Consider the following 12,656-nt stretch of genomic DNA (forward strand, 5'->3'; position numbering starts at 1 on the left):
CCGGAACGATAGCGCTCCCGGTGACCGCTAATACAGTCGGCTCCAGAAGGAGCGCCGCGCCGAGATGCGGTGCAGCGCTTCCTGCAACTCCTCGTCGTGCTCGGCCCGCGTGGCGATGTCCGCCATGGAGATGAGCCCCACGAGCCGGTCGTCGCGCTCCACCACGGGCACGCGGCGCACCTGGTGCTGCCCCATGAGCGCGATGACGGTGGTCAGCGTCTCGTGGGGCTGCACCGCCTCCACCTCCTCCGTCATCACGTCCTGGACCTGGAGGCCCTCGAGCGCGCGGCCCTCGGCCAGCACCCGCACCACCAGGTCGCGGTCCGTGACGACGCCGCGCAGCCGCCCGCGCTCGTCCACCACGGGCACCACGCCGCAGTCCTCGTCCTTCATCACCCGCGCCACCTCGTGCAGGCCCGTGTCGGGCCGCACCGGGCGCACCTGCCGCGTCATCACCTCGCGCGCCGTGAGGGGCTCGCGGGGCCAGCGGCGCGAGGGCGCCGGCGGAGGCATGGGCGGCCGGGGCGTCGTGCGCGCCGACTCGCCCTCCGCCCCCGAGCCCTGCCGGTTCCACGGCCGGTACTCGCGCGTCGGCCGCTGCGTCTCGCGCGGCGCTTCCCAGTCCTGCTCGCCCATGAGCGGGCCCGTGCCCCGTCCCGTGGCCTCGTCCAGCGAGCGATCGTCCCGCCCGTAGGGTCCACCCGGTCCGGTGGCCTCGGTGCGCGGGGTGGCCATGCGCAGCTGCGCGGCCCGGTGGAAGCGGCCCTGGCGCGCTTCCGGCGCCTCGTCGCGCTCGATGCTCCAGCCCGTGACGTCCGAGCCCACGCGCTCGCTCGAACCCGGCGGGGACTCGGCGGCGCGGCGATCACGCTCCGCGGGGGACGGCGTACCGTTGGGGGGCTGCTGGGCCATGTGGAGGGCTCCTCGCGCGGGTGGAACGGCGAGGCTCGCCACGGACCGGGCCCGCTCCAAGGGGGCCGGCGCGCGCCGCCGCTCCGCTGTCGTCTTCCGGTCAGCCCATCTGCCCGGCCGTGGACATCAGGACGTCGCGAGCGCGTCGCCCAGGCGCACGAGGCCCCCGAAGTCCTCCAGCTCCCCGCCGGACTCGGGCGCGGCCACGGCCACGGCCCCCGCGGGCAGCTTCTCCGCGAGCCGCTGCAACAGGCCCCGGTGCACCTCCGCCCGCGCGCGCTCGTGCTCGGCCAGCTGCATGAGGGCCCGCACGCCCCCGCGCGCCGTGTCGTCCGACACGTGCTGGAGCAGCTCCTCGGGCGCGGCCAGCCCGTCCTCGCGCGCCCACGAGCGGTTGAGCACGTAGCCCGCGAAGGGCAGCTGACGCTCGCGCAGCATGTCGCGGAAGTACGCCGCCTCGTCGAGCGACGCCTGCTCCGGCGACGTCACCAGCAGGAAGGCCGCGTCCTCGGCCGACAGCCGCTCGCGCAGCCGGTCCGCGCGCAGGCGGATGCCGGAGAACAGCCCGCTGAAGGCCCCCAGGAAGGCGCGCATCTCCTGGGTGAAGCCCTCGCCGAAGATGCCGCCCAGCACGTTGCCGAGCAGCTGCGACGTCTTGCGCCACAGCCGCCCCCCGCGCCCCTTCTCCTCGGGCAGGAAGAGCGACACGATGCGGTCATCCAGGAAGCGCGCGAGGCGCCCGGGCGCCTCCAGGAAGTCGAGCGCGTGGCGGCTCGGGGGCGTGTCCAGGACGACGAGGTCGTAGCGCCCCTCGTCCAGGAAGTGGTCCAGGGCCTCGGCCGCCGCGTACTCCTGCATGCCCGCCACCAGGTCCGACAGGAAGCGGTAGAGCCGGTTGTCGAGGATGGTGCGCGCCGCCTCCGGCGTGGGCGACAGCCGCCGCACGAAGCGCTCGAACACCACGCGCGGGTCCAACATCCACACGTCCAGCTGGCCCGCGCCCGCCGCGCCCCCGGCATGCAGCCGCTCGGCGGGGATGGGGGTGGGCTCCGCGCCGCCTTCCTTCATGCCCATGGCCTCGGCGAGCCGCCGCGCCGGATCGATGGTGAGCACCAGCACCCGGCGGCCCGCGCGCGCCGCCGCCACCCCCAGCGCCGCCGCCGTCGTCGTCTTGCCCACGCCCCCGGCGCCACACAGCACCAGCACGCGCTTCTCCCCCAGCAGACGACTCAGGTTCATGGCTGGACTCCCGTCGAGGACGAGGCCGCGGACCCGCGCGACCCCAGGTGCGTGGCGAGCAGCTCCACCAGCCGCGGCCCGGAGGCGGGCAGCTCCGGCAGGGTGAGCAGCGGCGCGGGGAAGTTCGCCACCAGGCGCGCCTGGGCCCCCCGGGCGCGATCCAACCGCCCGAGGGCCCGCTGCCCCCGGTGCGGCCCGTGCGCGCCGAGCAGCTGCTCCACCGCCGCGCGCCCGTCCGGCGAGAAGGGATCCTCCGGCATGCGGTTGAGCACCCCGGCGGCGATGGGAATGCCGTGGCGCCCGATGGCCGTGCTCAGCTCCAAGGTCTCGCTCACCGGCAAGGGCTCGGGCAGGGTGACGAGCACCGCGCCCGTGCGGGCCGGGTCCCTGAGGAGCGCCATGCCCTCGCGCACCGCGCGGCCAATGGGCCCGGCGGGCATGACGGTGAGCAGGGTGTCCGGCAGCGCCGCCAGCGCGAGCGCGTGGCCCGTGGCGGGCAGGTCCAGGATGCACAGCGGGTGCTGCGCCCCACCGTCCGACCGCGTGAGCCGGAGGAGGTGCAGCATCTGGTAGAGCACGCCCATCTCCCGCAGGGCGGGGGCCGCCTCGAGGAAGCGGCGCAGGGCCCGCGTGCGCAGGGCCGCGTCGGCCATGACCCGGAGGGGCAGCACCTCCTGGAGGAAGAGCCGCTGGCCCTCGATGGCCGACAGGCGCACGAAGGACAGGTTCGCGGACACGGGGGTGACCTGGGCGCTGGGGGCGCGCGCGCCCACGAGCTCGGCGAGCGGCGAGGGGCCCTGCTCGGCCTCCGTGCCCAGCTCCACCTCGGCCAGGAGCACCCGGCGGCCCGCGTTCACGGCCGCGCGCGCGAGCGCCGCCGCGACACTCGTCTTGCCCACGCCTCCCTTGCCGGAGATCAGCAACGCCCTGCGATCCCACAATCCGTCCACCAAGGCCGTCGCTCCTCCCACCCAGGGGCGCCAGGGGGGCGCCAGATGTGTGCGGAGCGACAATCTTGTCCGACGCCCTTCCAGGCCACAAGGGCGGCGCGAGAGCGTCGATTAGTGCACGGCCCAGCGCGCGGCGATCTCCTCACACGCGCGTCGCACATCGCACAGGCGGCGCGCCCGGGCGCGGGGCGCGCTGTAGGCCTGGCCCGCGAACACGTCCACCACCAGCACCCGCCGCGCGCTCACCGGCCCGAGCACCGACAGGTGCTGCTCGCAGAAGGCCTCCAGCAGCGTGGCGATGTACTGCCCGGAGCGCTCGTCCAGCGGGTGGTGCTTGGCGAAGTACAGCTTGAGCACGCCCAGGTGCGCCTCGCCCTGCGCATCCACCTCCTGCAGCACGACCTGCGGCCGCACCTGCACCGCCACGCCTCCGAGCCGCAGGGGCGGCGGCTCCTGTCCCACCTCCGTCACCACCAGCCCCCCGAGCCCCAGGCCCGGGTACACCCGGCGCCACGCCTCGATCGCCTCGATGCACGACTCGGCGCGTTGGGCGTCGAACGGGTCGGCGTACACCGTGGTGGCCAGCCGGTGCTGGTGCTGGCGCAGCACGGACTCGTCCTGCCCGTGGCACAGGAAGTCGGTGATGGCGTGCGCGGCCTCGGGGTAGCGCAGGTAGCGCGGATCCGGCGGGTGCTTCTGCGTGTCGATGAGCTGCTTGCGCAGCGCGGGCGTCGCCGTGAGGTAGCGCCCCAGCTTGCTCTCCGAGACATGGGGGGACGACTCGGTGCGTCCGGTCATTTTCGCTCTCCCTGATGCGTCGTGAATGGGGAAAGATTAACGCACGGGTCTGACATGGGATTGACGCGCGCCCAGGCCCTATTCCCCTCGGAAAACGGGCCACTGGCGGGCCGCCTGCTCCTCCGGCGCGACGGCGCTTCCCGGCCCGCTCGTGCGGTGCCGCGCCCGGATCGCCGCGCCACTTTTATCCCGCGACTTCAACGCGGGAGGCACGGCATGTCGGCTCGACAGGGATGGGCTTGGATGGGGATGACGGTGGCCCTGGGCCTGGTGGCGCAGGGCTGCATCGCGGTGCCGGTGCGCGAGCGCCCACGCTACGTCTCCTCGCCCCGGCACGAGGCCTACGGGTACGGGGGCAGCGGCTCCGCCGGCCGCTACGCGGTGGACGTGAACCCGCGCGAGGCCCGGAGCGAGTGCATGCAGGCGGCGCGCGGCTACCGGGGCTACCGGAGCGTGCGCGCCGGCACGGTGTCCCAGACGGGACCGGACACCGCGCAGGTGCGGCTGTTCATGGGCGGCATCCGGGGCCGCGAGTACAGCGTGCTGTGCCAGTACGACGCCCGGACGGGCGCGGCCTACGTGCCGTGAGGCGCCGGGCTCACTGGCAATAGGACGTGCCGCCGGGGGAGACCCGGCAGGCGCCGCCGTTGTTACACACCCCGCTGGGCGGGCACGCCATGCGGCACATGCCGTTGTCCACGCAGATGGTGCTGCCCGGACAGCTCATGTCCGGCCAGGCACAGGCCAGTCCCTGCGCCACGGTGTCGAGCGTCTCGGCGGGCTCCGCCCGCTCGCTTCCGCCACAGCCCGTCAGCATTCCGAACAGCACCACCCCGGCGCACAGCAGTCGACGCATGTCACCACTCCTCGAGAAGACGTGAGGCGGCGACTCTACTCCAGACGGGCGGGGGCTCCGAACCCGGGGCGGGGGGCTCGTCAGTAGTCCGTGGGGGCGAGGTCCACGGGCACCAGGGTGTTGCCATCCACGTAGAAGGTGCCGGTGGCGCGGTAGGAGTAGTAGTTGTCGTAGTCGACGGCGTCGATGCTGTAGTCGTACGCGCCGGGCGCGAAGTCGCGCAGCACGATGCCGTCATAGCCATTCACGTTGCACGGGTACTCGCCGCCGTTGGCGAGTGACTCGCCGGGAATGGTGATGACCACGCGCTGGACCCGTCCGTCCTGGGCGCAGCTGCGGCCCGCGAAGGTCCAGGCGAAGGTCACGTCCCCGGACGCGTCCGACTCCGAATACACACAGCCGGACAGCAGACTCACGGACAGCAGGGAAGACAGCCAGCCCAGACGGTTCAGGCGCATGTGGCACTCCGGCGGCGAAGGACGCGGTGCCAGAGGGTGGGGGAGGGGCCGTCCCGAGACAACCCGGCCCCGCGGCCCTCGGGCCAGGACTGTGGCCCATGCGACGCCCGGGCGCGCGCGACTGTGGAGAACCCGGAACGGCCTCCAGGCCGTGGCGCTTGCGAATCGACGCCCGGAGTGACTGGCTCCCCGCGTGCTCGCTCCTCGTGTGCTCGTGTGGCTCGGTGTTCTGCTTTCAGGCTGTGCCTCGGCTCCCATGCCGCGCACTCCGCTCGACGGGTTTCCTCGCGTCCTCGCCATGGGGACAGGCTCTTCGCCAGGGGGTCTGGGCTCGACCGGGGGCCCTCCGGGCTCAACGTTCCAGGGCGGAGCGCGGGCTCGGAAGTGCCCTGGCCTTTCTTCCTGGGCCACGCGGCTCATCGGCTCATCGCCTATCTCTACGGCGTCCATCACCCCCACCATCGGGTCTTCTATAACAAGGAGACGCTCGTGGGCATCCTGCGCAAGGAGCGGCTGGGAGACCCCGCACGATTGCTTTCGAACGAGCGCAACCTGCGGCCGGACATCACGGATGTGACCGCGCGCCAGGTCTTCGAGGTCAAACCCTGGAACGCGCAAGGTCTGGAGGAGGGCCAGCAAGCGGCGCGGACCTACTTGTCCGCGTTCAATCGGGCGCTCGCGTCCGTGGCTCCTTTCGAGGGAGGACGTGATTTCCAGGGAGAGATCCTGGTCCGGTTCGCCCAGGGACAGTTCATCTGGCGCCTGGAATGGCGGACCCTGGTCCCGGGGGTGAGCCAATACCGGTGGACCCGGAGCGCGCGGCGCTTCGCCTCGGAGGCGGAGGCGTATCGGGCCGGGCAGTGGGTGGACCTGTCCTAGGAGGAGCTGCGGCAGTACGGAGGATGGGTCGCTCAGGCCGTGGAGGGCATGGTCGACCGCCGCGAACGTCTGCGCCGTTTCAGCGGTGCGGTAGGTGTGGTCATCGACGTGTTGGGTGACCTCGCCGTGGGGGCGTTCACAGGCGCTCTCGGAAGCCCGCGAGGCGCCGCGCAGCCCCCGGCTCGCGGCGGAGGGCAGGTGATTCCCTTTCCCGCGCGAGCCCCGCCCGCCGCTTCTCCCGTGTGTGGGTCCGCCGCTTCCGGCATGTAATGGGCGCATGGCTTCCGTGTCGCCCCCCCTCCTTCTTCCCTCCTTCCTGCACGGCACCGAGGGCGAGGTCCGTCGCGCGGCCCACGTGGAAGGCGCGCGGTGTGGCGAGGCTTGGCGGAACGAAGGCGTGATTCGCCTGCCGCATGCGTCACGGTCCTGTCCTCCTGATGCGTGCATCGTGCTGCATCCTGGAGCCCCGCTCTCCCCGGACCGTCCGGCCTGGCGGCTGTATCTGATCGCGGAGGTGCTGGAGGGGTTGTGTGAGGCCCTGGACTGGCGGGACAGCTTCGCGGTGAGCGATGCCTACGAGGCCGCCTGCCGTGAGACGCCCTGGGGCGCCTTGTACGCGGTGGCCGCGCAGGAGGCGCCCAGGAGCGCCGAGCGGACGGCCTCGCGCCTGCGTGCACTGGCCCGGTTCTGGCCCTCCCTGGAGGCGGGACGTTACGGCCTCGAGCGCTCGGAGGACCTGTCCCTGGAGGAGGTCGTGCGCGCGGCGTGTGGCTGGGCGTTGGAGGCGTGGAGCCCTGGGGTCGCGCCGGTCCGCTCCCGTGTGGACTCAGCCGCCGAGCGAATGTCCCGCGCGACCCGCGAGGCGTGTCTGGACATGCTCGCCCGGGAGCTGCCTCACGCGCTCGCGCACCTGAAGGACCCGACGCCGTACCGATCCTGGTCGGACCCCGCCGTGGTGCGCGCGCGGCTCGACGCGCTCGCGCCCGACGCGTTCGATCGCCTGTCGGGCGGGTGCCCGGCGGATCTCCTCGCGTGGCTCCATGCGTGGGGGCGACAGCACGCGCTGTCCTGAGCTTCAGTCCGCGGGCCGCTGCAGTCGCTCCAGGTGCGAGCACAGCAGCTCCACGGTGGCCGCCGTCCAGCGCTCCAGCTCGCGGGGGCTCGGCTTGCGGTCGGTCACCTTCTCGGCGATGGCGCCCAGGGCCAGCAGGAAGAAGTCCGTCAGGAAGGCCACCTCCGTGGGGGCCCGGTGGGGGAGGGCCTCGCCGAAGAACTGTTGGACACGCGCCTGCGCCCGCGCCTGGTGCGCCTGGACCTCGGGGGCGTCCTCGAACAGCGCGCTGGCGTCGCTCAGTGCCCGGCGCAGCGCGGCCTCCTCCTGCTCGGTCCGGAAGAACGCCTGGATGGCGCGCCGCAGCCGCTCCACCGGGGGCCGCGTCAGGTCGAACAAGAGCCCGTCGAGCAGCGTGAACGTCGCCGCCCACTCGTCCCGCTGCAGGCGGAACAGCAAGGCCCCCTTGTTCGGGAAGTACTGGTAGAGCGAGCCCACGCTGATGCCCGCCTCCTCCGCCACCCGGATGGTGGTGAAGCGCAGCGCCCCCTCGCGCCGCAGAACGCGAATAGAGGCCTCGAGGATGTCGGCCACCATCCGCTCCGAGCGCTCCTGCTGGGGCTGCTTCCTCGACGACAGGGCCGGCTTCTTGCGACGTGCCATGGACCGCACGCGATAGCGAATCGAACGCGAGTACACAACGCGAACATTCATTCGTATTTTCTCTCCATGCGCATCGCCATTCTCGGCGCGACCGGACGGACCGGCCGCCAACTCGTTCGTCAGGCCCTGGACCGGGGACACGCCGTCGTCGCGCTCGCGCGGCGGCCCGAGTCCCTCGCGGGGCTCTCCGCCCCCGGGCTCGAGGTCGTCCGCGCGGACGTGTTCGACCCCCCGAGTCTCCAGGCGGCCGTGCGCGGCGCCGACGTACTCGTCAGCGGCCTGGGCCTCACGAAGGGGGACGCGCGCGGCACGTTGGAGGCGGGCGCCCGGGCGGTGCGGGACGCGGGCGCGCGGCGGGTGGTGTGGCTGGGCGCGCTCGGCACGGGGGACTCGCGCCAGGCGGGCGGCCCCCTCGTCTCGGCCCTGCTGCCGCTCGTGCTGGGCGCGGAGCTTCCCGACAAGGTGCGCGCGGATGACCTCGTGCGCGCCGCCGGAGCATCCGTCATCCACGCGGGCCCCCTGGGCAATGGCCCGGCGCGCGGCGGAGGGCGGCTCGTGCCGGTGGCGGGGCTGCGCGCGCGCCTGCTCCCGCCGGGGATTTCCCGCGCGGACCTGGCGGCGCTGATGTTGGACGAAGCCGAGAGCCCGAGGTTCCCGGGCGCCACCGCCGTGGCGCTGCGGACCCCATGAGGAAGGACACGGAGGACACCATGTCGGACACCCTGTCGAATCAGGAACTGCTCACGTCGATGACCCAGGCCGCCCACGCGTTGGGCGACACCCTTCGCACCCAACCCCGGCCCCGCGGCTTCCGGACGCGGCGGGAGTTGCTCGCGGCCTTCCAGGCCATGGACGGGCCCCAGCAGCGGTGGCTGCGCGACCGCTTGAGCGCGCTCCAGCCCGAGGCCGTCTGGGCGGACGAGATGGACGGCGAGTTGCCGCGCACGGGGTATGTCTGGTTGAGCGACCCCATGGATGGCGCGGTGCAGTTCATGCACGGCCACACGCACTGGTGCGTGAACCTCACGCTCGCCAAGGACCTGGAGCCGCTCGCCACGGTGCTCTACCACCCGGCCCTGAACGAGACCTACGCGGCGCTGCGCGGCCACGGCGCCACGCTCAATGGCCAACCCCTCGCGCCCTCGGACAAGACCGAACTGTCGGCCGCGTATGTCATCACCAGCCAGTCCGCGCACGTCGCGAAGTTCCCCCGGGACGTGGATCTGGCGGGCCGCTCGCTGAGCGCGGTGCTCGGGGCGGGCGCCGCCGTGCGCAACCTGGGCGCCACCGCGTGGCAGGTCGCGGACGTGGGCGGTGGCCGCATCGACGCGTTCTGGCTCTACGGCGTGGATGACGTGAACCTGCTCGGCGCGACGTTGATCGCCCAGGAGGCGGGGGCGCGGGTGACGGACGTGGCGGGCCAGCCCTGGCGCGCCGGGGCCGCGAGCATCGTCGTGGCGGCGCCCTCGCTGCACGCGCAGATGCTCGCCGTGCTCCCGCGCGGGTGACGCGCCCTCATGGCTCCACCGTGCTGGGCAGCCGACCGCGATCCTTGGACACGGGCAGGTAGCACTTGCCCTGGTGCTCGGCCTGGACGGCGTTGCACGGCGGCCGTCGGCCCAGCTCGACCCAACACCCGCCGTTCATCTCCACCTCGTCGAGCTGGGGCTTGCAGGGCGCCACGGCCTGATTGCGGAAGGGCTTGTCGGGCAGCGGATAGGAAAGCGCGTCTGGCGACGGGGTCTCCGTGTCGACGAGGAAGGGCGCGTCCGGCGGAGCGTGGCGCCCGGTGGACTCGCCGCGCGAGGGCGCGGTGGGGGACAGGTGGAGCCAGATGACGCCCGCGATGAGCAGGACGAAGGCGATGGGCCGCGGGTAGCGGGCGAGCAGCACCCGCGCGCTGAGCGGCGAGGGCGTGAGCTGGGCGATGAAGCGCGGGCTGTGCTCCACGCGCTGGGCCACGGCCTTCATCCACGCGAAGATGTTGGCCAGATCCGGACCCGAGATGGGCGCGGTGGCGCCCTCGATGCGCAGCCGCAAGACGCTGGACGAGCGCTGGCAGGTGATGCGCACGTCGTAGTCGGCCGAGGGTTTCCAGAGCACCCGGTCACTGGGTTGGAACTCCAGGGCGGGCTGCCCGGTGTCCACCTGCCAGGCGTCATAGAGACGCCCGAGGTCGGGTCCGACCTCGTCATAACTCGCGCCGAGTTCGAAGCACTCGGGCCCGCCGCGCCTGCCCTTCTTCTCGTCCGCCACGGATGTCCCTCCCAGGCGCAGTTGGCCTCGAATTGACCTCCGGAGTCAAGTGCAATGGGGTGGCCTCCGGAGTCATACCCGGTTGACCTCGGAGGTCACGGGGCGTGTCAGGGCCTCGGGGTGAGGGTGAGGGTCACGGCGCCGGAGATCGTGCTGGCGCCCGCGTCGCTCAGGCAGTCGGTGAGGGCGCTGGGGGGGAGGACGACGATCTGCTCGACCCGGGCGCCCGCGAACAGGCCGGCGGTGACCTGGCCCGTGGAGACGACGAGGGACGCGCCATCCGGCTCCAGGGTGATGAAGGAGGTAACGGCGTAGGTGCTGGTTTGGCCGGTGTTCCACCGGAGGGTCTGGGCGAAGCGGGGCGTGCTGAGCAGGCAGCCCTGGACGGACGTGCCGGTGTCGGGGACGAACGTGGCGGACAGGAGCGTGGGGTAGGTCGCCGAGACACACCCGGTGAGCCAGCCGGTGGAGGTGGAGGTGACCGGACGCGGGGTGGCGGTGAGGCCAGGCGAGTAGGTGAGGGACACGGTGCCCCGGCAGACGATGTCGAGCAGGTCGAGGTCGCCCGAGTCGGTGCTTTCGATGAGCTCGGCGGGGGGCTCCTCCGACTGGAGGGCTTCTTCCTGGGACGTGAGGGCGCCCGTGGAGGCGAGGAGGGATGCGAGGGTCAAGCGGAGCAAGTGCATGCGGCCAGGATTGGAATGGCGCGCGACGCGGACAAGTTGTGGGGGCTTGGCGCTCGTTGGAGACGAACGGAGAGGTGTTACGGAAGGGCGAGGCCGTTGCGCCGACCGAGTCGCACCAGGCAGGCGGGCAGCGGTTCCAGGAGCCACGTTTTCGGCTTCTGGACAGCCCAGCGCGTGAGCCGTGCTCGCTGTCGTGCCGTCGCAACAGGAGCATGGATGATCCGACCATGCGTCTTCGAGCGTGCCTCGCACTTCTGCTCTACGTCTCTGCCTGCGCGACGTCCGCGCCGAGTCCGGAAGAGCCCGTGGACTGGGACCCAAGGTATGCCACCCTCCAGCGAGCGGCGGCGTTGCCCTGGACGGATGGGGGGCGGTGCGTGGTCCAGGAGGCCTCCCAGCCCTGGCCCGTATTGGTGGAGAAGTGCTACCAGGCCCTCGATCATGACCGGGTTGAGTTTCACGACCTCACGGGAAGATGCGCGGTGGCCTCTGCTGGGGCTGCTGCCATGGGGCTCGGACTGTGTGTCCTGGCGGCACCGGAGATTGTTGTGGGAGCGGTGGTGGTGACGGGCGTGGTGGCTGTGGGCGTCCTCATCAAAGAAGCCCTGGATACATATGAGCCCAGAAGCGGCCGTCCTCGGGGAACGCCCGCGCCTGTAACGAAGCACGCTCCGCCGAGGAACACGCCCAAGCCAGAGCCCAAGGGACCGGATTTTCCTCCTGTGGCCCCAACGGAAGTGACGGAGCGAGAGCGCCGACGCAGGTGCGAGCCCATCCCGGTGCCCTACCATCTGGGTGGCAATAAACTGCACGACCTGTGCGCCGACAACGTTCCGAACAACAGCAACCCCGGCGGGGATGTGTTCGTGAATGGGAAAAACTTCGACGCGCTGCAATTGGCCACGCGCACCCTTTGGGAGGTGAAAACCAACGACATCGACACTTACTCGCCCTTCGTTCGACGGTCCGAGCTTCAGAAGCAGGTCGAGGAAGCCAATCGAGAGCGCGCGCTCGCGGTTGCCTGCGGTTACCAGTTCGCCATCGGCGTTCGCACCGAGATGCACAAACAATTGCTGAAGGCGCTTCTGCCTGATTTTGATATCATGGTCATGACCTGGTGCTGAAATGTCATTTGCGCAAAACGCCTTGAGTATTCAAGTCCGCGCGCTCGCGCTGACGGACGATGACCCTCGTCCCGTGGATGTGGTCCATGCGATGGAGCGAGCGGTTCCGGGCCTGCGCCTGGATTGGACCGTTGCCGATGATCATCAACTCCGCCCCTTGCCACAACGCGACCCGTGGCTTGCTCGGTCTACGAGAAACGGAGGCTTTCCACTCGTCTGCAATCATGACGAGAGTCATCCCGTCACACTCTTCGGCGTGGAGGTGCCGGCGATTCTCGGACCCGGCGGCCATGCTTTGTTCGAGGTTCACGCCGAATTGCCTTTGGAAACATCCGTGCTCGCTGTCGCGGCGGACATCCTGGAGGGCATGACGAAAGGGGCATGCGCTCTCTGGGGACATGCCACCCCCTTCCGCGCGACAGCCGAAATCGCGGAGCAGACAGCAACCGCGCTCGAACCGCATGCTCCACCCAGGGGTTTGCCTGCCCTCAAGCGTACAAAGGACCTCGGTTCTCCGCTGCTTCCTCCACGGCTGGGGTGGTTGAACTATTGGTCGGACGCCGCCGCACGGGCCATCGGCTTTCCGGACCCCGCCCGCGACGCGGATCTCCTCTCGCGCTCACGACACACCGCGACGGGGGGATGGATCGTACAACTCACGGAGGCCCCGCTCGACTTGGACAACCCCGCGCACCTCGACGCGCTCCAACGGACTTACGCGCGCTTCCCAGGGATTGGCGGGCGCTCCACCCCTTGAGGCTCGGCACCTGAGCGATCCCCTCGT

General features: G+C 71.5%; 16 protein-coding genes. 7 read left to right on the forward strand and 9 right to left on the reverse strand.

Annotation, left to right across the window (positions count from 1 at the left end):
- Window positions 1-27 precede the first annotated feature (27 nt).
- The 4 genes from I3V78_RS03930 to I3V78_RS03945 form a co-directional block, all read right to left on the reverse strand.
- Window positions 28-912, reverse strand: coding sequence for a CBS domain-containing protein (locus I3V78_RS03930; protein WP_204484979.1), 885 nt, complete (start codon window positions 910-912; stop codon window positions 28-30).
- 126 nt (window positions 913-1,038) lie between these two features.
- A complete protein-coding gene (locus I3V78_RS03935; RefSeq protein WP_204484980.1) occupies window positions 1,039-2,151 on the reverse strand; it encodes an ArsA family ATPase in 1,113 nt (370 codons plus the stop codon).
- Window positions 2,148-3,101 carry an ArsA-related P-loop ATPase gene (locus I3V78_RS03940; protein WP_338023844.1) on the reverse strand — a complete coding sequence of 318 codons (954 nt, stop codon included), beginning with the start codon at window positions 3,099-3,101 and terminating at the stop codon, window positions 2,148-2,150. Before I3V78_RS03940 ends, I3V78_RS03935 begins: the two co-directional genes overlap by 4 nt.
- Before the next feature lie 111 nt (window positions 3,102-3,212).
- On the reverse strand, window positions 3,213-3,899 hold the full coding sequence (locus I3V78_RS03945; RefSeq protein ID WP_204484982.1) for a hypothetical protein: 687 nt from the start codon (window positions 3,897-3,899) through the stop codon (window positions 3,213-3,215).
- Window positions 3,900-4,115: 216 nt separating this feature from the next.
- Between I3V78_RS03945 and I3V78_RS03950 the strand changes: the two genes are divergently transcribed.
- A complete protein-coding gene (locus I3V78_RS03950) occupies window positions 4,116-4,487 on the forward strand; it encodes a hypothetical protein (protein WP_204484983.1) in 372 nt (123 codons plus the stop codon).
- Between the two features lie 10 nt (window positions 4,488-4,497).
- Here the strand turns inward: I3V78_RS03950 and I3V78_RS03955 are convergent, their stop codons facing one another.
- Window positions 4,498-4,755 (reverse strand): hypothetical protein, encoded by a 258-nt coding sequence (locus I3V78_RS03955; protein WP_204484984.1) that lies wholly within the window; start codon window positions 4,753-4,755, stop codon window positions 4,498-4,500.
- Between the two features lie 80 nt (window positions 4,756-4,835).
- Entirely contained in the window at window positions 4,836-5,213 is a 378-nt protein-coding gene (locus tag I3V78_RS03960; RefSeq protein WP_204484985.1) for a hypothetical protein, read from the reverse strand.
- A gap of 384 nt (window positions 5,214-5,597) precedes the next feature.
- Between I3V78_RS03960 and I3V78_RS03965 the strand changes: the two genes are divergently transcribed.
- Window positions 5,598-6,092 carry a hypothetical protein gene (locus tag I3V78_RS03965; protein WP_204484986.1) on the forward strand — a complete coding sequence of 165 codons (495 nt, stop codon included), beginning with the start codon at window positions 5,598-5,600 and terminating at the stop codon, window positions 6,090-6,092.
- A gap of 448 nt (window positions 6,093-6,540) precedes the next feature.
- Window positions 6,541-7,164 carry a hypothetical protein gene (locus tag I3V78_RS03970; RefSeq protein ID WP_204484987.1) on the forward strand — a complete coding sequence of 208 codons (624 nt, stop codon included), beginning with the start codon at window positions 6,541-6,543 and terminating at the stop codon, window positions 7,162-7,164.
- Between the two features lie 3 nt (window positions 7,165-7,167).
- Here I3V78_RS03970 and I3V78_RS03975 read toward each other — a convergent pair whose 3' ends face one another.
- Window positions 7,168-7,806 (reverse strand): TetR/AcrR family transcriptional regulator, encoded by a 639-nt coding sequence (locus tag I3V78_RS03975; RefSeq protein WP_204484988.1) that lies wholly within the window; start codon window positions 7,804-7,806, stop codon window positions 7,168-7,170.
- A 66-nt stretch (window positions 7,807-7,872) separates the two neighbouring features.
- Here I3V78_RS03975 and I3V78_RS03980 point away from each other — a divergent pair, with 66 nt between their 5' ends.
- Both I3V78_RS03980 and I3V78_RS03985 read left to right on the forward strand, forming a co-directional pair.
- Window positions 7,873-8,496 carry an NAD(P)-dependent oxidoreductase gene (locus I3V78_RS03980; RefSeq protein WP_204484989.1) on the forward strand — a complete coding sequence of 208 codons (624 nt, stop codon included), beginning with the start codon at window positions 7,873-7,875 and terminating at the stop codon, window positions 8,494-8,496.
- A gap of 20 nt (window positions 8,497-8,516) precedes the next feature.
- Entirely contained in the window at window positions 8,517-9,314 is a 798-nt protein-coding gene (locus tag I3V78_RS03985; RefSeq protein ID WP_204484990.1) for an inositol monophosphatase family protein, read from the forward strand.
- A gap of 7 nt (window positions 9,315-9,321) precedes the next feature.
- Here I3V78_RS03985 and I3V78_RS03990 read toward each other — a convergent pair whose 3' ends face one another.
- The gene (locus tag I3V78_RS03990; RefSeq protein ID WP_204484991.1) at window positions 9,322-10,062 is read right to left on the reverse strand and encodes a hypothetical protein; all 741 of its coding nucleotides are present in this window, start codon (window positions 10,060-10,062) and stop codon (window positions 9,322-9,324) included.
- Between the two features lie 107 nt (window positions 10,063-10,169).
- The gene (locus I3V78_RS03995; RefSeq protein ID WP_204484992.1) at window positions 10,170-10,733 is read right to left on the reverse strand and encodes a hypothetical protein; all 564 of its coding nucleotides are present in this window, start codon (window positions 10,731-10,733) and stop codon (window positions 10,170-10,172) included.
- A 521-nt stretch (window positions 10,734-11,254) separates the two neighbouring features.
- On the opposite strand from I3V78_RS03995, the gene I3V78_RS04000 reads away from it, so the two are divergent.
- Together I3V78_RS04000 and I3V78_RS39000 are read left to right on the forward strand one after the other, a co-directional pair.
- Window positions 11,255-11,872, forward strand: coding sequence for a DUF6310 domain-containing protein (locus tag I3V78_RS04000; RefSeq protein ID WP_338023463.1), 618 nt, complete (start codon window positions 11,255-11,257; stop codon window positions 11,870-11,872).
- 91 nt (window positions 11,873-11,963) lie between these two features.
- Window positions 11,964-12,629: a DUF5953 family protein gene (locus I3V78_RS39000; RefSeq protein ID WP_338023845.1), complete on the forward strand. Its 666-nt coding sequence runs from the start codon at window positions 11,964-11,966 to the stop codon at window positions 12,627-12,629.
- The last annotated feature ends 27 nt before the right edge of the window (window positions 12,630-12,656 follow it).

Origin of the sequence: Archangium primigenium, from assembly GCF_016904885.1 — a bacterium.
Taxonomy (GTDB): domain Bacteria; phylum Myxococcota; class Myxococcia; order Myxococcales; family Myxococcaceae; genus Cystobacter; species Cystobacter primigenius.

Excerpts from the sequence above, each read along its gene's own strand:
- I3V78_RS03930 (WP_204484979.1), bottom strand. The coding sequence starts at position 912 with ATGGCCCAGCAGCCCCCCAACGGTACGCCGTCCCCCGCGGAGCGTGAT.
- I3V78_RS03935 (WP_204484980.1), bottom strand. The coding sequence starts at position 2,151 with ATGAACCTGAGTCGTCTGCTGGGGGAGAAGCGCGTGCTGGTGCTGTGT.
- I3V78_RS03945 (WP_204484982.1), bottom strand. The coding sequence starts at position 3,899 with ATGACCGGACGCACCGAGTCGTCCCCCCATGTCTCGGAGAGCAAGCTG.
- I3V78_RS03950 (WP_204484983.1), top strand. The coding sequence starts at position 4,116 with ATGTCGGCTCGACAGGGATGGGCTTGGATGGGGATGACGGTGGCCCTG.
- I3V78_RS03955 (WP_204484984.1), bottom strand. The coding sequence starts at position 4,755 with ATGCGTCGACTGCTGTGCGCCGGGGTGGTGCTGTTCGGAATGCTGACG.
- I3V78_RS03960 (WP_204484985.1), bottom strand. The coding sequence starts at position 5,213 with ATGCGCCTGAACCGTCTGGGCTGGCTGTCTTCCCTGCTGTCCGTGAGT.
- I3V78_RS03975 (WP_204484988.1), bottom strand. The coding sequence starts at position 7,806 with ATGGCACGTCGCAAGAAGCCGGCCCTGTCGTCGAGGAAGCAGCCCCAG.
- I3V78_RS03980 (WP_204484989.1), top strand. The coding sequence starts at position 7,873 with ATGCGCATCGCCATTCTCGGCGCGACCGGACGGACCGGCCGCCAACTC.
- I3V78_RS03985 (WP_204484990.1), top strand. The coding sequence starts at position 8,517 with ATGTCGGACACCCTGTCGAATCAGGAACTGCTCACGTCGATGACCCAG.
- I3V78_RS04000 (WP_338023463.1), top strand. The coding sequence starts at position 11,255 with ATGGGGCTCGGACTGTGTGTCCTGGCGGCACCGGAGATTGTTGTGGGA.
- I3V78_RS39000 (WP_338023845.1), top strand. The coding sequence starts at position 11,964 with ATGGAGCGAGCGGTTCCGGGCCTGCGCCTGGATTGGACCGTTGCCGAT.